Annotated in this window: 15 protein-coding genes; 8 read left to right on the top strand and 7 right to left on the bottom strand. The window is 51.9% G+C overall.

The window, feature by feature from the left end; translation table 11 throughout:
• Positions 1-19: 19 nt before the first annotated feature.
• A complete protein-coding gene (locus IPM50_01065; protein QQS33202.1) occupies positions 20-589 on the bottom strand; it encodes an FHA domain-containing protein in 570 nt (189 codons plus the stop codon).
• A 208-nt stretch (positions 590-797) separates the two neighbouring features.
• Here IPM50_01065 and IPM50_01070 point away from each other — a divergent pair, with 208 nt between their 5' ends.
• The 5 genes from IPM50_01070 (at position 798) to IPM50_01090 (ending at position 6,287) form a co-directional block, all read left to right on the top strand.
• Positions 798-2,336 (top strand): efflux RND transporter periplasmic adaptor subunit, encoded by a 1,539-nt coding sequence (locus IPM50_01070; GenBank protein ID QQS33203.1) that lies wholly within the window; start codon positions 798-800, stop codon positions 2,334-2,336.
• Positions 2,337-2,404: 68 nt separating this feature from the next.
• On the top strand, positions 2,405-3,082 hold the full coding sequence (locus IPM50_01075; protein ID QQS34432.1) for an ABC transporter ATP-binding protein: 678 nt from the start codon (positions 2,405-2,407) through the stop codon (positions 3,080-3,082).
• Entirely contained in the window at positions 3,082-3,792 is a 711-nt protein-coding gene (locus tag IPM50_01080) for a hypothetical protein (protein ID QQS33204.1), read from the top strand. Before IPM50_01075 ends, IPM50_01080 begins: the two co-directional genes overlap by 1 nt.
• Entirely contained in the window at positions 3,789-5,024 is a 1,236-nt protein-coding gene (locus IPM50_01085; GenBank protein ID QQS33205.1) for an ABC transporter permease, read from the top strand. The genes IPM50_01080 and IPM50_01085 overlap by 4 nt, the downstream gene beginning before the upstream one ends.
• The gene (locus IPM50_01090) at positions 5,025-6,287 is read left to right on the top strand and encodes an ABC transporter permease (GenBank protein ID QQS33206.1); all 1,263 of its coding nucleotides are present in this window, start codon (positions 5,025-5,027) and stop codon (positions 6,285-6,287) included.
• A gap of 1 nt (position 6,288) precedes the next feature.
• Here IPM50_01090 and IPM50_01095 read toward each other — a convergent pair whose 3' ends face one another.
• The 4 genes from IPM50_01095 to IPM50_01110 form a co-directional block, all read right to left on the bottom strand.
• Positions 6,289-7,212 (bottom strand): YIP1 family protein, encoded by a 924-nt coding sequence (locus tag IPM50_01095; GenBank protein ID QQS33207.1) that lies wholly within the window; start codon positions 7,210-7,212, stop codon positions 6,289-6,291.
• Positions 7,213-7,292: 80 nt separating this feature from the next.
• The gene (locus tag IPM50_01100; GenBank protein QQS33208.1) at positions 7,293-8,270 is read right to left on the bottom strand and encodes a dipeptide ABC transporter ATP-binding protein; all 978 of its coding nucleotides are present in this window, start codon (positions 8,268-8,270) and stop codon (positions 7,293-7,295) included.
• A complete protein-coding gene (locus tag IPM50_01105) occupies positions 8,267-9,268 on the bottom strand; it encodes an ABC transporter ATP-binding protein (protein ID QQS33209.1) in 1,002 nt (333 codons plus the stop codon). Before IPM50_01105 ends, IPM50_01100 begins: the two co-directional genes overlap by 4 nt.
• A gap of 10 nt (positions 9,269-9,278) precedes the next feature.
• Positions 9,279-12,533 carry a PD40 domain-containing protein gene (locus IPM50_01110; protein ID QQS33210.1) on the bottom strand — a complete coding sequence of 1,085 codons (3,255 nt, stop codon included), beginning with the start codon at positions 12,531-12,533 and terminating at the stop codon, positions 9,279-9,281.
• A 212-nt stretch (positions 12,534-12,745) separates the two neighbouring features.
• On the opposite strand from IPM50_01110, the gene IPM50_01115 reads away from it, so the two are divergent.
• Complete coding sequence (locus IPM50_01115; GenBank protein QQS33211.1) at positions 12,746-14,455, top strand: S41 family peptidase; 1,710 nt, start codon at positions 12,746-12,748, stop codon at positions 14,453-14,455.
• 6 nt (positions 14,456-14,461) lie between these two features.
• Here IPM50_01115 and IPM50_01120 read toward each other — a convergent pair whose 3' ends face one another.
• The gene (locus IPM50_01120) at positions 14,462-14,632 is read right to left on the bottom strand and encodes a hypothetical protein (protein ID QQS33212.1); all 171 of its coding nucleotides are present in this window, start codon (positions 14,630-14,632) and stop codon (positions 14,462-14,464) included.
• Positions 14,633-14,643: 11 nt separating this feature from the next.
• On the bottom strand, positions 14,644-15,732 hold the full coding sequence (locus tag IPM50_01125; protein ID QQS33213.1) for a M20/M25/M40 family metallo-hydrolase: 1,089 nt from the start codon (positions 15,730-15,732) through the stop codon (positions 14,644-14,646).
• 414 nt (positions 15,733-16,146) lie between these two features.
• Here IPM50_01125 and IPM50_01130 point away from each other — a divergent pair, with 414 nt between their 5' ends.
• A complete protein-coding gene (locus IPM50_01130) occupies positions 16,147-18,192 on the top strand; it encodes a S9 family peptidase (protein QQS33214.1) in 2,046 nt (681 codons plus the stop codon).
• 22 nt (positions 18,193-18,214) lie between these two features.
• Positions 18,215-19,912 (top strand): M1 family metallopeptidase, encoded by a 1,698-nt coding sequence (locus IPM50_01135; GenBank protein ID QQS33215.1) that lies wholly within the window; start codon positions 18,215-18,217, stop codon positions 19,910-19,912.
• Positions 19,913-20,107: the final 195 nt, after the last annotated feature.

Genomic DNA, 20,107 nt, shown 5'->3' on the forward strand with positions numbered 1-20,107 from the left:
GACTGCACGAGGAACTCGCTTACTTAACAATGTGAAAACGTAAAAAGGTCTTTCCGACGATGATCTCATCGTTATCATTAACAATGTGTGGTGTGCCGGGCAACAGGCGTCGTCCGCGATTCACATATGTACCGTTCGTTGAACCGAGGTCCTCAATGAAATACGCGCCTCCCGAACGGTAGATCTTTGCATGCCTTCGCGAAACCTTAGCGTCAGAATCGTGAGCATCGAGGTCCACATCGGGGAATATCCCATTATCCGCATCCCATCGACCGATCATTGATTCCTCATTGAACAATTCAAAGTTCGTTCCCGGCGAGTCACCTCGTTCGATCACGAGAGTTGCGTGGGACCTGCTGTCAGAAGCCGGTCCGCTTGATGTTTCCACGATAGGCGGCGTGATCGGCTGAAGTTCTACATTGGGTATGTCCAGCGAGGTCGCGGCTGAGATCTTAAATGAAGAGTCCGTTTGCGGCGGCGGCTGATAGGCCGGTTCCGGCGCGGGCGCCTCGGTAAGACGAGTACCGCAGTTATCACAAAAGCGAGCCAGTTCGCTGTTAGCCGAGTTGCAAGTTGGGCAATTGATCATTTTTCGAAGTATTCAAGATGCTTCCTTAGGATTCACCACTCTGATAATCGTAATTATATGTTGGTAGCCGGTCAAATCACCCCTTATCGCAAACCCGATGTCGATGAAAGTTTTTGAAACAATGGATTGTATGCCCTCGTAAACATCGGTTGTTACTTGACCGAGCATCGTCTCAGCTATCTGATACTACTATATAAGGATAATCGACATGGCACTTAGCCGTAAATCTAAGATCATAATTGCTGTTTCTGCAGTACTTTTGTTGGGATTGATCACCGTGATCAGCCTTTGGGCGACACGCTCTGACACACCTGAGGTGGCAGTTCTCAAGATAGAGACCAAGCGCGAGCTTCGCTCGACCGTAACTTCATCGGGCGAAGTCAGGCCTATTCAGTTCATGAACCTTACGAGCGAGGTACAGGGTAGGATCCAGGAGATCTATGTGAAGGAGGGCGATATGGTCACGAAGGGCCAGCCGCTGGTGCGTCTGGATCCGGACCAGCTTCAGTCGTCAACGGACGCTCAGGTTGCAGCATTTCAGGGAGCACAGGATGAGGTTCGTGTTTCCCAAACGCAAGTGGCCGCCGCTCAAAATAATCTCTCTCAGGCCCAACAGCAACTGACGGCGGCTCAGCTTGCGGTAGATTCTGCAAGGCAGGCAGTGATTGCAGCTCAGACCGATGTTGACCGTGCTCAGGTGGAATTTAATGCCGCGAATCGCGAACTCACCCGAAGCCAGCAGCTTCTTGAGAACGGCGTTATCTCGAGACAGCTTTATGATGAATCCAAAGATCGTCTCGAGAACGCGAGAGCTTCTCTAAATACGGCAAGGTCTAATCTCGCCGCTCGTAACCTTTCGGTACGCGACGCACAAGTACGCGTCAATCAGCAAAATGTTGCTGTCCGTGATGCCCGGCGTGCTGTGGAAACGGCTGCACTTAGTGTTTCCACGAGCCAATCTCGGGTGCAGCAGCAAGCGGCGACACTTCGCGGCTCTAGAAGCCAGAGAGATAAGACGCTCACCGTTGCACCTATCAGCGGCGTGATCGCTGAGATACCGTCTCGAGTCGGTACTTTTGCAGTTGCTGGGCTGTCGACGACACCGCTGTTAACGATCGCGGACATGTCAACCATCAACGTTGAGGTCAAGGTTGACGAGACGTCGATCGACTCAGTTGCCGTGGGGCAGAAGGCAAAGATCAAGGTTGATGCTTTCGGCGACCGCGAGATCGAAGGAGAGGTTACTCAAAAGACACCGCTCGCTGTGGGCAAATCACAAACCTCGGGCGGTCTGTCGACAAACATCAATGTTCAGGAGGCGAAAGAGTTTCGCGTCGTGATCGAACTCAAGAACCTATCGGAAGAGATCAAGGAAGGACTGCGGCCCGGAATGAGTGCGACTGCCGAGATTACTACAAGCGTCGTTGAGAATGTCATCGCTGTCCCGCTTCAGGCGATCATAGAAAAGAAGGCTGATGACAAACCCGCGGGCGATCTTCCCGGAAACGTTCCCGAGCCCGGACCGAAACCGAAAGCTATTACCGGTGTCTACGTGCTGGATGGAAATAAGGTGAGATTCGTCGAGGTCGAAACCGGCATCATCGGAGAATCGGACCGACAGATCATCAGTGGGCTTAAAGAAGGTGACGAAATAGTCACGGGGCCAAGCAGGGTGCTCAGTACGCTGAAGGAAGGCTCTGCGGTCAAACGTCAAACCAAAGATAATGCGGTCAACAAATCGTCATGACAGATATAGCGGAAATGACCAATGCTGCGGGAACGCAGGCCCCTCCCGAACCAAATTCGCATCGAGCGATGATCACGATGCGAAACATCTGGAAAACTTACCAGATGGGCGTAGAGGAACTTCATGCGCTACGTGATGTTTCATTCGACGTCGAGAAGAATGATTATGTGGCAATAATCGGGCCCTCGGGTTCGGGAAAATCCACATTAATGAATCTGATCGGTTGTTTGGACTCGCCGACGAAAGGCGACTACTGGATCAACGGACAGTTGGTTTCGTCGATGACCGACGATGAACTGGCCGCCATCAGGAACAAAGAAGTGGGTTTTGTTTTCCAAACCTTCAACCTTTTACCGCGTGCTTCGGCTCTTCACAATGTCGAATTGCCGTTGATCTACTCCGGCATGAAGGCTGGTGACAGACAGGAAAAGGCAAAAGCGGCTCTCGCCTCCGTCGAGCTCGGCGATAGGATCAGCCATCGACCCAATGAACTCTCGGGGGGCCAGCGGCAGCGTGTTGCTATTGCAAGGGCTCTGGTGAACAACCCGTCCATCCTTTTGGCTGACGAGCCGACCGGTGCCCTCGATACAAAGACAAGTCAAGAGATAATGAGGCTCTTCGAAAGGCTGCACGATGACGGCAATACAATTATTCTGGTTACGCACGAGCAAGAGATAGCCGAGAGAGCTCATCGTATCATTACCATCCGCGACGGCAAGATCGAAAAGGATGAGCGAATTCGCTAATGGACCAGCTATCTCCTGCGGTTTCCGTTCTATTCATTCTCACGACATTTGTTACTGTCGGCATCTTGCTGCACGGTGCGAAGAAAGTTGGAATTGATACCCTTCCGACTCGAATATTGGTTTTTGTTTTACCGCTTTGGATCCTCTTTCAGGGCATGCTTGCGACCGGCGGCTTTTATGCCAACACTGCCTCGGAACGGCCACATCTTTTGATTTTCGGTGTTGGTCCCGCGTTCCTATTCTCAATATTTTTCGTTTTAGGGTTCCGCGGATCTTTCATACAGAGGCTGCCGTTGACATTCCTTATCGGCGTTCATATCGTCCGGATCCCGGTCGAGATCGTACTTTATCTGCTGTATGAACGAGGTTTGGTCCCGCGTGAGATGACTTTTGTTGGTTATAACTTCGATATCGCGACCGGAATTCTAGCTGTACTTCTCTTTGTTGCCTACAAGCGAACCAAGAACCTAGACCGTCGTGTTCTTTGGGCCTTCAATTTGGTCGGTTTGCTCTTACTCGGGATGATAGTTGTGACGGCCGTACTTTCCCTTCCTGGCCCAACTAACGCGCTAAATGTCGATAAGCCGAATATCGGGGTCTTGCTTTTCCCGTATGTCTGGTTGCCGACGATGATCGTTCCGATAGTCCTTTTCGCTCATCTCGCTTCATTGACGCAGCTTATCGTTTCAAAGGAAAATGGAGGCAGATGAGTTTTGTCGAAACACTAAAGCTTGCCTTGGACGCGATCCTCGCGCATAAGCTGCGGTCATTTTTGACGCTGCTAGGGATGATCATCGCGGTAACGGCGTTCATGGTGGTACTTTCCCTGCTTCAGGGCTTTAACGCCTACGTTGACGAAAAGATCGCTGGTATCGGCTCAAACTCATTCACCGTCCGTCGTTTTACATTTGATGATTTCCGAGACACAGATACGATCGCGGCGGCACAACGCAGAAATAAAGAACTGACCTTAGAGGAAATGCAGTTCATTAAAGAGCGTTCGGTATTGATTGAAAAGATCGGCGTCAAGGCATTACCGAACGTGCGAGAGATAAAACGGGGTTCAGAAACTCTTAGAGATATTCAGATCACAGGAGCGGAACCGATTATTCGCGAGATCGAGAATATCGATATCATGGTGGGGCGTTATTTCACGGAAAGTGAGAACAACAACGCAATGCGTGTAGCGTTTGTAGGCTCCGATATCGCTAAAAAACTTTTCCCGCAGGGAGATGCCGTAGGCGGCGAGATAACGATCCAGGGCATCCCGTATCGGATAATCGGTGTTCAGACTGAGAAGGGAACCGTTTTCGGTCAGCCGCAAGACAGCTTTGTTCAATTGCCGCTCAAAACTTACGGCGCCAATTTCGGCGGACTTCGGGGTAGCCGCGGAATATTTTTTGTAGCTCAGCCGGGCGATGAGAAGCGTTATAACGATGCCGTCGAAGAGGCTCGGACATTGATGCGCGTAAAGCGAAAGATCCCTTTGGGTGAAAAGGACACATTTGGTATCTGGACACCGGAAGCGATCACCGGCATCCGAGACCGGCTGTTGGGGCCGACATTTCTTGTGATCATTATGGTGCCTGCGATCGCCTTGGTGGTGGGCGCCATCGTTATCATGAATATAATGCTCGTCTCTGTCACAGAAAGAACCAAAGAGATAGGCATCAGGAAAAGTTTGGGAGCTCGACAGGCGGATATTCTGCGGCAGTTCTTGTTTGAATCGGTTACATTGTCCGCCATTGGCGGCATAATTGGGTTGATTCTCGCACAGCTGTTAGGGATCGTTATCACCAATTTTGTCTTTCAAACGCGGATCCCTTTGTGGTCGGCCGCGTTCGCTATTTTAGTTTCCGGCGGCGTCGGTGTTTTGGCAGGACTGTTTCCCGCCTGGAAGGCCGCTCGGCTCGATCCGATAGAAGCGTTGAGGTCCGAATAGATGAAGATCGCATCAGGGTCGTTTTATGAAAATCTGAAGATGGCGTTGGACACGCTTCGCGGGAACAAGCTGCGCTCTTTTCTGACGATCGTCGGCGTAGTTGTGGGCGTGATTACCGTGATGCTCATCTCTTCGATCATCAGCGGCATCAATGTGGCAGTTGAGAAAGAAGTAGAGTCATTCGGCACCAGGTCTATTTTTCTTTACAAATTTGATATCGGTATTCGTACCAGCGCTCCGTCGCGAGAGGAACGAATGAGAAAACCGCTGACGATGGCTGATGCGGAAGCGGTCGAATCTCTTTCCACCGTCGAGACCGCTCTTCCCTTCCTCGATATTTCGAACAGCTTTTTCGGCGATAAGCTTACTGTCACCGGCCCGAACGGCAAAACCTCAACCTCAGTCCAGCTGAACGGCACTCTTCCGAAGATCGAACGAACCTCAACCGAAGTATTGATCGACGGCCGCTGGTTTTCAGAGGCCGAACACGAAGCGAAGGCAAATGTTGTGGTCATCGGTGATTTTGTTAAGGAGAGTTATTTCCCGTACGAGTCGCCGTTGGAAAAGAACCTTGATATCGGAGGCCAGCAATTTCGAGTGGTCGGCGTACTGGAAAAGCGCGAACAGCTTTTCGGCGGCGGCGGCGGGAATAATGATCAGTCGAACATCATATATATGCCCATGGGCTCGGCACTAAAACTAAAGCCGAATGCTGAGGATCTATTTATTCTTGCGATCGCCCGCGAAGGCTCTTTCGACAAAGCAAAAGACGATATCGAGGATCTGTTACGTGTTCGCCGCAATGTAAAACTCGGTGAGAAAAACAATTTCGGCATGGCCACTGCCGCGAGTATTGTCGACCAGTTTCAGGCGATCACCGGCGGCGTCTTTTTGGCGATGGTGGTTATTTCTTCTGTTGGCCTGATGATCGGAGGCATTGGCGTTATGAACATCATGCTTGTCTCCGTCACCGAACGAACCCGCGAGATCGGAATTCGTAAAGCGATCGGAGCCAAGCAAAAGGATATCCTGCTTCAGTTCCTGATAGAGGCGGCAACCCTCACGGGATTTGGAGGCCTTTTCGGCTTGCTGATAGGTTGGCTTTTGTCACTCCTGATTCAGCTGTTTCTTCCCTCCTACGTCCCGCTTTGGGCTCCAGTAGCAGGTTTTGTTGCTAGTGTCGGGATCGGGCTCATTTTCGGGCTTTGGCCCGCTTGGAAGGCGGCTCGCCTCGATCCCATCGAATCGCTACGGTATGAATGACCTAAGAAATGAATCCCGGGAATAGTGCCGCCATAGTAACTCCCAAAAGGATCATGATCAAATAGATACCGATCGACGCCGTCCAACCCGTCACGGAGCTTACACTTTCTCCGGCATTCTTTAACCCGGTCGCGTTCATGAACACCCAATAGAATCCCAATAGACCTATCGATCCCAATAAGGTGTAAAGTACCGGCCCGTCAGCGGGGTTCATTAGGATCCCGAGGTTATCCTGCAGCAGGGCCTGTTGGCCGAGGATCGGATGAATATCATCCGGGTCCTTTGCGAAAAGAAGCACGGTACTGAATACTGACCGGATCACGTTAACTGGGAACGCGGCGTAGATCGCAGCCGAAAAAGCCTGCCAGAATTTCAATTTGCTGCCAAAAGCCGCGGACACCAGTACGAAGAATAAAGCGAGAAACGCATACCAAAACAATGATCCGACCGCACCTGATATCGATTGACCGGCCCTTGCGACAGGGTTTTTGGCTTGAGCTATAGCTTCTGTTCTGCCGAGCTCGATCTGTCTGCGGGCGTTGTCGTCAAGCATCGGCATTTCAAGGGTCTTGTCTACCGTGAAATTGGTTATGCGCTCAGGCGAAAGGCGCTGAATGAACAGATTGCTGTAAATCGCTGATAGGGCCGCCATGATGAGGAACGCAGCAAGCCATTTCGGATTTCGGCGGAAACTCCGGAATACTTCACCCGGTGAATGGAATATCATATGCAGTGTGGATGCTGTTGACATTCCGGCCTCGCCGCTTGCCTCAATAGGATCAATAAAACTCAATCCGATCACCAGGCCGCCCGCCAGGAGCAATGCTATACCGGCACCAGTCAACCCCGGCAGCAGGCCGGCAACACTTACAATGGCGAGCAAAAAGCCCAGAACCGCCAGAACGATACCTGCAATTCGATTCATGAAAATCCTCCAAGTTGAGATCTGTACAGCCGAAGTGACTAATACGAAGAAAAACGAACTAAGTTCAAACGATCTTGGTCCTATATCTCTTCGATGCGTATGCACGCTGCGAGATGATTCGGTGAATACTCCATAAGTTCAGGGACATCTTTCGCACAGTCAGGAATAGCAAACGGACATCTTGTGCGAAACCGGCAACCTGACGGCGGATCGACCGGTGTAGGAACATCTCCTTCCAAGATGATCCTATTTCGTTTTTTTGAAGGCTCGGGAATTGGTATAGCTGAAAGAAGTGCCTTGGTATAGGGATGGAGCGGCCGGCTGTATAATTCCCGAGCCTCTGCGATCTCTACAATCTTACCTAGGTACATGACCGCAATTCTGTCAGAAATATGCTCGACCACAGCCAGTCCGTGCGAAATGAACAGATATGTTAATCCGAATTCCTCTTGGAGGTCTTGAAGCAAATTAACGACCTGTGCCTGCACTGACACATCGAGTGCCGAAACCGGCTCATCACAGATAATGAGTTTCGGCTCGAGAGCAAGTGCACGCGCAATCCCGATGCGCTGACGCTGGCCGCCTGAAAATTCATGGGGATAGCGATCAGCATAGCGCGGATCTAGGCCTACCTTTTCCAGCAGATCCGCGACCTTGCGAACCTGCTCTTCCCGCGTACCCATCTTATGGATACGCAGCGGCTCAGCAATGATGGATCTGACACTAAGACGGGGATTTAGGCTGGCATACGGATCCTGAAAGATCATCTGCATTTCGCGGCGGAGTTCCTGCATTCGTGCGAAGGAATGACCTACTAAATTCTCACCTTCGTATCTTATAGCTCCCGATGTAGGCTCGATCAGACGCAGGATGCTCCTGCCGACGGTTGATTTTCCACAGCCTGATTCACCAACGAGACCAAGTGTTTCGCCCCTACGCATCGTAAAAGAAACACCGTCCACTGCCCGCACAACGTTGTCTTTTCCCTTGATCGGAAAGTGCTTTACCAAGTCCTCGACCGCCAAGATCGTGTCGGCCACTGTTCCGGGAACTGTCATAAAGCCCCCTCCGAACGCCTTTGTTCAGGGTACAGCAGACACCTTACTTGAATATCATCATCAAGTTGATAAAGCGGGACCTCCCCAATTTCGCATGACGCCATTCTTTCCGAACAACGGTCCGCAAAATGGCACCCCGTGGGCAACTCTGTGAGATTCGGCACCATTCCCTCTATGGTTCGCAGGCGGTGTTGGCGGGCAGTACCGGTTTCTGGAAGCCTTGGAACGGAATTCAACAACCCTCTCGTGTATGGATGTTTTGGTGATACAAAAAGCTCGTCCACGCCTCCTGTCTCGACGATCTTGCCGGTGTACATAACGCAAACCCTGTCAGCAACTTCGGCAACAACGCCCAGATCATGCGTGATCAACAGCACAGCCATCTTACGATCGCGGCGCAATGCGTCGAGCAGTTCCAATATTTGGGCCTGTATCGTGACGTCCAGAGCGGTTGTCGGTTCGTCGGCAATAAGGAGTTCAGGACCGCACGCCAAAGCCATAGCGATCATGATGCGTTGCCGCATGCCGCCGGAAAGCTGATGCGGATAATCGTCGTATCGCATCTCCGGTGACGGAATCGCGACCTCACGCATGGACTCGATCGCGGCTGCACGCGCTTCAGTCTTGTTCAGCCCTTTATGAAGCCGCAATGCTTCGGAGATCTGCTCGCCGACAGTAAAGACAGGATTAAGGGATGTCATCGGATCCTGAAAAATCATTGCGATCTCGTTTCCGCGGATCTCACGTATTCGAGATTGCGACACTCTTGTCAGGTCCTCACCTTTGTATATGATGCTCCCGGCCGCAATGCGTCCAGGTTCAGAGACCAGCCCCATGATAGAAAGAGCAGTCACCGATTTTCCGCATCCCGATTCGCCGACAATACACAAGAGTTCACCGCGACCGATAGAGAAGGTCACGTCATCAACTGAGCGGACAAGGCCCGCGGACGTTTTGAATTGCGTCCGCAGGCCGCTGACTTCAAGAAGCTTCTCCATCTGGAACAGTCTACTTGTTTCTGACAGGATCGGCAGGCCGACGAGGCAATCTAACCGGTGTGGTTATCTTTTTCAGCACTTCCGCCACCGCTCGTTCAAGCTGTGGGTCCCGGCCGGCGATAACACTTTTTGGATCATTCTCGACCTCGATGTCAGGATCGACCCCGTAGCCTTCGATAATGTACTCACCTTTGGCATTGGCAAGTGCCGATTCGGGAACGCTTACGTTTCCGCCGTCAATGAAGGAACCGCGGTTAGTTATACCGACAACGCCGCCCCAGCTTCGTTTTCCTACCAATTGTCCGAGTCCCGCCTCTCTGAACATATACGGGAAAATATCACCGTCAGAGGCTGAATTTTCGTTCAGTATAGCGATCATCGGGCCGAGGAATACACCATCCGGATACGTTGAACCTTCCTGATCGTAGCTGCGGTAATTCACGCCCAGCAATTTCCTCCTGAGCCTCTCTATGATCATCCTTGAGACATTACCGCCCCCGTTAGCTCGCACGTCAATGACGAGTCCTTCCTTGTTAAGCTGCGGATAGTACCACTTGATGAATTCGCGAATTCCGGGAGCCCCCATGTCCGGAATATGCAGATATCCGAGCCGTCCGTTCGAGAGCGAATCTACACGCCGTCGGTTCGATTCGACCCAATCGAGATAGATCAGGTTGCTTTCGCTTGTGATCGGCCGTACTGATACTTTACGCGCACCTTGGAGCGACGGTGTGCCGTTTACCATTAACGTCACCGCATTGTCCGCTTTTCCACGCAAGTATGAATAAATGTCACGATCGCCGGTCACGTCCTCGCCGTTGATCGACATGATGTAGTCGCCGACCTTAGCGGTGCTTCCGACCTCGGTCAAAGGCGACCGATATATCTCTTCTTCGTTTTGACCCTTGTAGATCTTTGAGATCTTGAATCTGTTCGCGGCCTTATCAAGCTCGAACTGCGCTCCGAGCAAGGCGACCCTTACGCGAGGAGGCAAATTCATATCACCGCCGTCGACGTATGCGTGCTGAACAGTGAGTTCTGACGACATTTCGGCAATTATGTAGTTCAGATCCGCCCGATGGGCGACGTGCGGCAGCCACTTGCGATAGTCTTCCCGGATCTTTGCCCAATCAAATCCGTGCATGTTGCTCGCATAGAACCAGTCGCGGTATTTTCGCCAGGACTCATTAAAGATCTGTTCCCATTCTTTTACCGGGTCTATTTCGGTTGCGAGTCCCGCCGTCGAGACAGCTTTGCGGGTTCGCTCCGCGTTCGGGTTCGCATCGAACATTGAGAATCCGCCCTGACCGCCAACGAGCATTTTATTTCCGTCGGACGTGAGAGCGTACCCGCCGGCCGGCGTCAAAATGGTGGTTTCTCGTCGATCCTTAAGCGAATATATCTTCAATAACGGCTGCGTCTCGGCTTGTCTTCCGTAGATGAATGGCGGCTGTGTCCGATATATCAAATGGCCGCGATTTGCAGATAAGCTGTTGTAGTTCTCAGAAGACACGGGCACCTGGGCGACACGCGTTTCGATCCCGTCAAAGTCGATCTTCTCAGGCCCTTGCGGCGATGAGGCCGGCACGGGTGCAGGAGCCCCTTCCTTTCTTTCCTCGGTAATGGCGACCTCGTCACTTTCGGGTCCGAACGGGTTCTTTGCATCCGCTTTGAGTGCCAAAGCAAATATACCGGTCATTCTGTTGGTGGCATAGTTGAATTCAGAGTTAGAGATTTGCGGAGCGAATTCACGGGAACTGAGAAAGAATAGATGGTCACCGGATGGATCCCAGGCAGGATTTGACGAGAAGAACATTTCAGGGGTGACCCGATATGTTTTGTTCTCTTCGGCGCTCCAAATGTGTATAGCACGCAGTCCATTGGCGCTTACCATAGAGTAGGCAAGGAATCCGCCCTTCGGCGACCATGTATAGTCCTGGATCTGTCCATTCGGCGCGTCGGCAATGATATCCAGCTTTTTCGTTGAAACCATAAAGACATAGACCTTTCCGTCCTTATCAGAAAATGCGATACGCCTGCCGTCAGCGGACCATATCGGAGAGTATTTCTGCCCCTTGGTCCCATTGGTCATTTGAACGGGTGCCGACGTGCCATCCTGATCAACGAACCAAAGCTCCTCTTCACCGGACCTATCCGATATATAGGCGATGGTCCTGCCGTCAGGCGACCAAGCGGGCAGCCGGTCATGTGCTTCGGAACTGCGGGTCAGGTTCCGCACGCCGCCTTTCTCGATAGGTACTGTAAAAATATCGCCCCTTGCCGCGAACACTGCTCGCTCGCCCTTTGGGCTGAGGTTGAATGACGAAATACGATTTCCAACAGAAACCTGCCGTTTTCTCCGATTAATGCCGTCGTCGGGAACCGAGATATTAAGCTTGGTCGCCCGTTTTGAAACAGTATCGAAGACCTCAAGTTCGCCGTCGCGCTCATAAACGATCCGTGACCTTTCGTCAGAGCTCGGCCAGCGAATGTCCCAGTCGCGGTTCTTGGTGATCTGGGTGATCCGGGAGGTTGCGACATCGAACGAATAGAGATTGAATTTACCGTCCTTATCGGAATTGTAGTAGATGGTTCCGCCGAGCCAGATCGGGTCGCGGGTAGCTCTCTGAGCGTCCGACACGAGTTTCACATCGTTGGAGGAAAGATCGTAAATGTACAACTTATTCGCCTGGCCGCCGCTGTACCGCTTTTCCGGACGGAAATCTCGAAATAGCGGCGAATACACGATCTTGGTGCCGTCCCCTGAAAAGGCTCCGGAACCTGCCTCCGGCATCGGCATAGGCTCTGAAGGGCCACCTTGCGGCGATACGGTGTAGATCTTTGCGATCGGTAGCGACCACGAGTCGCGGCTTCCCCGATAATAGACCTTGCCGTCCGGCGTCCAGCCGAGCACCTGATTGTCATATCCCCAACGCGGGGCCAACGGGCCTCTTGACGGATAGAATGTGAGCTGTCGAGGCTCTCCGCCCGTTGACGGGATAACGTAGACCTGTTCATCGCCGTCATATTGCCCGGTAAATGCGATCCATTTTCCGTCAGAAGAGAATTTCGGAAAGGTCTCGACACCCGGATGCGCGGTCAGGCGAGTTGCGGTTCCGCCGGCCGCAGATGCGGTCCAGAGATCGCCGCCGTAAGAGAAGACGACTCGATCCGCGTGAATATCCGGAAATCTAAGAAGCTTGGTTTGAGAAGATACCGTTGCCGTTGCAGCAAGCAAAAGGGTGAACAATATGAACTTTTTCATGATTTATCCTTCAAGTGATGGGTCCCAGTGTTGAGCCATTTGATTACGCAGATATCGAAAAGAAAGTTTACATTAACTTCCCTCTTTCGACGAAACCCCGCTATGCGGACGAGAGGATGGCATGCAACCAAATCCGTCGCATTTTCCTCAAACTGATGTTATTCTTTGACTTGGCCTGTTTTGGCCGCAAATCTCTTAATTTGAGGCATTTTGTGAACTCTTACCGCCGTACCTTTCTTGCCCTACTTTTAGCTTTCGGCCTTTCGATCGGTTCATTAGCACAATCCGACGGTGCTTCAGCTCCCGGAGGCCGTTCTGTCCCACAAAAGAGCTCTGCAAATGTCGACTCCATACAGCGTGAATTTCGTGAAGCCCTCGCACTGATCGAGCAGAATTATGTCGACGGGACAAAGCTGAATTATAACGATGTCGTTAAGACCTCGATCGACACAATGCTGCATTCCCTGGACCCGCATTCCAACTATTTCGATGCAAAGGAATTTGAGCAGTTCAGAACGGATCAGAGTTCACGATATTTCGGCATCGGAGCCACGATCGGCGATCTTTCAGATGCTAACGGCAATGTGATCGCCACGTATATAAAGGCGACATTCGACAATGCTCCCGCTCACAAGGCCGGCTTGCGATACGGTGACAAGATAGTTGAGGTCAACGGAGAGTCAATGCTGGGCAAGCCTTTTAGCGAAGTGCGCGGCTTTCTCCGCGGGCCGCAAGGAACTAAGGCGAAGATCACAGTCGAAAGACTGGAAACGGGAAAACTCGAAACGGTCGAGATCATTAGGGACGCTGTTCCGCAGCCGTCGATAAGCGAGGCCTACATGATACGTCCGGGCGTCGGTTACATGGCCATGCGTGGAGGTTTCAATCAAACGACCTACAACGAGTTCGTTAGAGCGATGAGGTCGCTGAAAGCTGCCGGCATGCAGCAGCTTGTGATAGACCTCAGGGACAACGGCGGCGGTCTCGTCAGCCAGGCATATCGCGTTGCGAACGCGTTTCTGAACGAAGGACAGACAGTTTTTACGCAGCGGGGGCGGATCCAAGGCGTGAGCGAGAGATACTCTGCCCAGAATCGCGTTCCGGACAGGTCACCGGTGGTCATACTTGTAAACAGACAGACAGCGTCTGCTTCAGAGATACTTGCCGGAGCGCTTCAAGACCATGATCGTGCTCTGATAGTAGGTGAGAACACATTTGGAAAGGGGCTTGTGCAGAACCCTTTTCAGCTCGAATACGGTTCAATGCTTTTGCTGACCATTGCAAAATATCAAACCCCTTCAGGCCGGCAGATCCAAAAGGACTATTCCGATGGCGGTTTGTACAACTACTATACCGATGGCGGCAGTTTTCGCGGTGAAGGTCAGGAGAACAAGCCGCGCGGGTCTGAGAGTCAGACCGATACCGGCCGTCCGGTGTATAGCGGCGGAGGGATCCAGCCCGACGTGGAGATCAAGCCCAGAACGATCCCGATCGAGAGAGCCCGCGGACAGCAGCGGCTGGCTAATCCGGTCTTTGCCTTTGCGATGGAACTCAGCCAAGGCCGTGTGACGAATTTTGAATCATACAAGACCTACTATCCGATAAAGTTTGACCGCGACATCAGCGCCGCCGACTTCGCAGTTACGGAAAAGCTATTTGCTGCATTCAAGAAATTTGCCGCAGATAAATACAAGATCCCGCAAGCCCAAGTCGAAAAAGAGCGGGAGTTTGTTGAAAGGACCCTGAGAACGGAGTTGGTGACGGCGGCTTACGGATCGCAGACGTCTTTTCAGGTATTGAATGAGTACGATGATCAGCTTTTGAAAGCCATAGACCTGCTTCCGCAGGCCAAACAACTCGCTTTGAAAGCAGAACAGGTCCGTTCGGGGGGATCGCCGAACACTGCAGATCAAAATCAGTGATCTGAACTATCCAAACAGCCAGCCCAACAGATAGTATAGGCCGACACCAAGTGCAGCAAGTAAGAAAAGAAGCAGCACAACAATACCTGCCACCGCCAATTTGAATTTGCGGTAACGATGGGGGTCCGGCGGAGAAAGCTGATTCTGCGGAAAATACGGCGGCGGTCGATTCAACATAATTACTCCGTTTATCTTGGCAGGGCAGCGTCCATATTTGCAAGCCCCAAGGTCAGAACCGCGACCAAAGCTGACAGCTCCGCGTATTCTTTCGGATCTATCTTGTCAAAAGTATCGGCCGCCGTGTGGTGATAATTGAAATAAGTTCTGAGATCGAACCATGGGGCGAATGACGGAACACCCGCCCGCGTGAGCGGCGCCGTATCCGCACCGATCCCTTCCTGATATCTAACTTGTGAGGCTCCGGTCTTCGCAAGCACTCGTGCAAGCGGGGCAAGTATGCCCGGAACTTCGGGTTTTCCGGAATAAAGGTAGCCTATAGGCCGTGACGCACCAAGATCGCATTCTACAGCGGCAAAGTGGCGGTCGATGTTGTTACGATTTTCTTCAAAATAGGCGCGAGAGCCGGCCCCACCGCTCTCTTCTTCCATGAATGCAATAACTCGAATCGTTCTTTTCGGCCTCAATTTTAACTCTTTCAAGATATGCCCGACCTGCAGCGATGCAGCAACTCCAGACGCGTTATCTATCGCACCGGTACCGAGGTCCCAAGAATCCAGATGCCCGCCTACCACAACGATCTCTTCAGGCTTCTCGGATCCAATGATGTCGCCTATGACGTTATGGCTGACAGCGTCAGGCAGCGTCTTTGGCGTGATCGTGAACTGAACACGAGTCTTTCCCTGCTGAGCGAGATCAGCGATCAACTCAGCGTCTTCAAAACTGATAGCAGCAGCGGGGATCTTTGGGAGATCGTCTCGGTAGCCTACTGACCCTGTGTGGACAAGCCGATTCTGCGAACCGCCTGCAGATCGGACCAAAACCCCGATCGCTCCAAATCTGGCAGCTTCCATCGCACCCCGGAAACGAAATTGCACAGCCTGCGAATATGCCGCACCTCCAAAACCTGCTGACTGGAGCCGCTGGTCAAATCGATGGTTAAAGACGACGATCTTGTTTCTGATCCCCTCAACCCCTATCTTCTCAAGAGCTTCGAATGAATCTACAACCACGACCTCAGCCGTAATGCCGTTCTCCGCGGTCGCGACCGATCCGCCTAGGGCGGTTACCATGATCTTTTGTTTCCCGTTTTCGGCCATCCCCGGAAAATCTACTATTTCTCCTTTCTCCTCTCCCCGAACCCAATGCTTTACCTTGATCTCTTGAAGGCGAACCTTTAAACCGAGACGCCGCATCTCATCAGCGACATATTCAACAGCTCTCTGCGCCTGAGGGGAACCTGCAAGACGAGGACCGATATTATTCGAAAGGCACCTTACCTGTCTTAGTGAATAATCTGACCGAAGGGCGAAGTCTTGAATTGCCTCCAACTTGGTCAATGTGTCAGACGAGAAAGCAGTTGCCCGAGGGGCAGATGTCTGGCCTGCGGATATGTGAGAAAACATCGACAGTAGTAGAAAGAAAACGATGGCACGCATTTCTACATCATATACCTAAGGTTCGAACTTCGAAAGAACTATGCGATAATGACCGCGTAAATTACTCCAAACGCTATGAAAAGAACAATATCTCTGTTAGCCGTATTTCTCCTTGTAACAGTTTCGGTCTTTGCTCAATCACAATTCACCGTAAACGACATGCTATCCCTAAAACGTGTCGGCTATCCGGAATTGTCACCTGACGGGAAAACCATTGCGTACACAATTGGCACTGTCGACAAGGAAGCCAACAGGGTTACTAACCAGATCTATACGGTCAATATTGACGGAAGCGGTAAAAAGCAGATCACTACTGGTAATGCCTCAAGCTCATCTCCCAAATGGTCGCCTGACGGCACTCGGATCGCTTTTGTGACCGGAGGCCAGATCTGGACCATGTCGCCCTCAGGCGAAAACCGTGTCCAGGTGACGAACATATCTACGGGCGCGGCCGGGCCTGTTTGGTCGGCAGACGGCAAATGGATCGCTTTCACTTCAGAGGTGTATCCGGAATGCCCGGACGATGCGTGCAATAAGGCTGAAGACGAACGCGTCGCCAACAGCAAGGTGAAGGCTTACGTGACCGACCGCCTGCTTTTCAAGCATTGGAATGAATGGCGTCATCGTAAGCGAACACATGTCTTTATTGTGTCTTCAGCCGGCGGCGCCGCCAGAGATATGACTCCGGGCGACTTTGATTCCCCACCATACAGTGCGGCGACAGGGATCGACTATACCTTCTCTCCCGACGGGAAGACCCTTGTTTATCTTCGAAATCCTGACAAGGTCGAGGCTGTATCAACCAACAGTGATATTTTTCTGCTGCCGATCGAAGGAGGTGAAGCAAAGAACATCACCAAAGGGATGAACGGCTATGATGCCGGGCCTGTTTATACTCGAGACGGCAGGTATTTGCTTTTTCGCTCTCAAAAGACCCCGACCTTCGAAGCAGACCGCTGGCGTATCATGCGATACGACACCAGAAGCGGTGAGATAGTCGAGCTCACCACGGGATTTGACCTCCAAGCCGACGACATCACGCTTTCTCCGGATGGAAAGACGATCTATTTTGCAGCTGGGGAACGCGGCCGAGCCCCGATCTTCAGCGTGCCTGTCGAACCGGATTTCCGCCTGCGTATCGCTACCCATGTCAGGAAAGTTGTCGACAACGTTACCGCCGGGCATATAAATGTCACGTCCGACAGCAAGACGTTTGTATTCGGTTCCAGCAGCCTGACCTATCCTAATGAAATTATGCGTGCCAATGTGGACGGCACGGGTTTGGCAATGGTCGCCCCTGAGAATCAGCAGTTTCTCGCTAAGTTTGGGCTTCGAAAGGCCGAGGAAACTGAATGGATAGGTGCTGAGAACACACCGAACCATGGGTTTGTTGTGAAGCCCTCCAATTTTAACCCCGCAAAGAAATATCCTATTCTCGTAATGATACACGGCGGCCCGCAAGGCGCTTGGATGGACGGCTGGAGTTTCCGCTGGAACCCTCAGATCTACGCGAACCAGGGATACGTGGTCTTCATGCCGAATCCGAGAGGTTCGACGACCTATGGCCAAAAATTCGTTGACGAGATCTCGGGAGACTGGGGCGGTAAGGTTTACACCGACATCATGAACGGCGTAGCCGATTTCATAAAACGGCCCTATGCCGACAAGGACCGTATTGGCGCCGCAGGAGCAAGCTACGGGGGATATATGGTCGCCTGGCTTCTCGGGCATAATAACGATCCGCGGTTCCGCTTCAAAACATTCGTCTCGCACGCAGGCGTATACAACCTTGAGAGCATGGCGACATCAACAGAAGAGATCTTCTTTGTAAACTGGGAATTCAAGGGCATGCCCTGGGAGAATCCGGAAATGTATGCGCGTTGGTCGCCGCATAAGTTCGCAAAGAATTTTGATACGCCGACGCTCGTAACCGGAGGTGAGCTCGATTTTCGTGTGCCTATAGATCAGTGCCTGCAGCTCTATACCACATTGCAGCTGCAAGGCGTCGAATCGAAGTTGGTAGTATTCCCGGATGAAGGCCACTGGATATTGAAGCCTCAAAATTCAGAATTTTGGCACCGAGAGGTCATTAGCTGGCTTAACAAGCATCTGAATCCGTAGTCCAAGCTCCGACAACATTCAAATGAACAGAAGAATATCCTGCATACTTTTTGCGGTTGTCATGTTGGCAACCGCATTATTTGTTTCTGCTCAGTCTCCCAGAAGGAACTTCGATCGTCCTCAGCAGGTCGATGTCCTGCACTACACCATCCGCGTCAGCTTTGACGGGCCTGCCAAGGCCGTGATCGGCGACACGACCATCAGGTTCAGGCCGCTATCCGACGGACTTCGGTCCGTTAGCTTCGACGCCGTCGATCTTTCCTTTGAGAGCGTAGTATTGGAGCCGGATGGCAAACCGCTTAGTTACAGTGCCGAAAAAGGGACAGTTACCGCTCTTTTGGACCGTGCATACGCAAAAGACGAAACAATTTCGATTCGGTTCAAATACAAGGCCAGCCCGAAGAAGGGAGTCTATTTTGTCCCTGCCGAAACCTCCGATGGAAAGGTCTCCCGAGCAGCTCAGATCTGGACACAAGGTGAACCTGAAGAGGCGAGGCACTGGTTTCCGTCTTTCGATCACCCAAGCGACAAAGCAACGACCGAAAAGTTCGTCACGGTCGAAAATGGCCTCACTGTAGTCGGAAATGGCGAATTGTTGGAAAAGAAGGACAATTCCAATGGAACGGTGACGTGGCACTATCGAATGCCTGTCCCCCATTCGGTCTATTTGGTTTCCTTTGTTATCGGTGAATACGTCAAGCTCGACGGCAAATACAAAGAGATCCCACTCGGTTACTACACATATCCGGGCCGCGAAGAGAACGCCAGAAAAGCCTATGAACGCACTGCCGATATTTTGAGGGTGTTTGAGGAACTGACCGGTGTAGATTATCCGTTCAACAAGTACGACCAGACAATTGTAGCCCGTTTCCAGTTTGGCGGCATGGAGAATATTACCGCGACAACGCTTGCCGACACGGAACTGATGTATGTTGACCTCGGTCTAGGCGACCTAGTGCTGGATCTGATAGTGCACGAAATAGCCCATTCCTGGTTTGGAAATCTGGTTACGTGCAAGAATTGGGCGGAGTTGTGGCTAAATGAGGGTTGGGCGACCTTCTTGGAGGCCGCGTACCGTGAAAAGGCGTTCGGCCGCCAACACTACCTGCAAAAGATCCGGGCAGACGCCGCAACCTTTTTGATCGATGAAATGACCAACCGAAAGCGACATGCACTGTACAATCAGCGGGCAGACCGCGTGGACGAGCTTTTCGACAATCCTTCAACGACATACAGCAAGGGCGGAGCGGTCTTGCATACTCTTCGAGAAGAGATCGGCGATGACGCGTTTTGGAAAGGGGCGAACATCTACTTGAACCGGCACAAATTCGCCGGGGTTGAGACGACCGATTTTCAAGCAGCAATGGAGGAGTCGAGCGGCCGCAACTTGGATTGGTTCTTCGATCAATGGGTCTATAGCGGCGGAGCGCCTAACATAACCGTCCGGCCGGTTTACGTTGCGAGAACTAAAACATTACGAGTGACAGTCACCCAAACGCAGCGGGCGGACAGTCTCACGCCTGCAGCATTTCGTTTGCCGTTGGAACTGTCAATGCGGATCGGTGGAAACACTAGAACTGAGAAATTGGAAGTTTCCGATCGGACCCGGACATTTTCTTTTCCCGCATCATCGAAACCGGCCGGCCTAACTGTCGATCCCGCAGCAAAAATACCGATAATGAGGGTTCGTTTGTTGCCTGTCGCGTCGGCTTCGCGTTAAATACGAAGATACAAAAAAACAAAAGGCTGCCTTTATAAAGGCAGCCTTTCCCCTTTGAGAAGACCGGATGTCTGCTGTTGAAAAAGCAGAGCGCGAAGTACATCGATGAACGCGCCGTTTCGGCAATCTCTCATGCTGTAACTTCTTTGCAACACCTACGAGGTTAGCTGACGGGCTGGGAACGAAAGATATCCC

Source organism: Acidobacteriota bacterium, assembly GCA_016700075.1.
Classification (GTDB): domain Bacteria; phylum Acidobacteriota; class Blastocatellia; order Pyrinomonadales; family Pyrinomonadaceae; genus OLB17.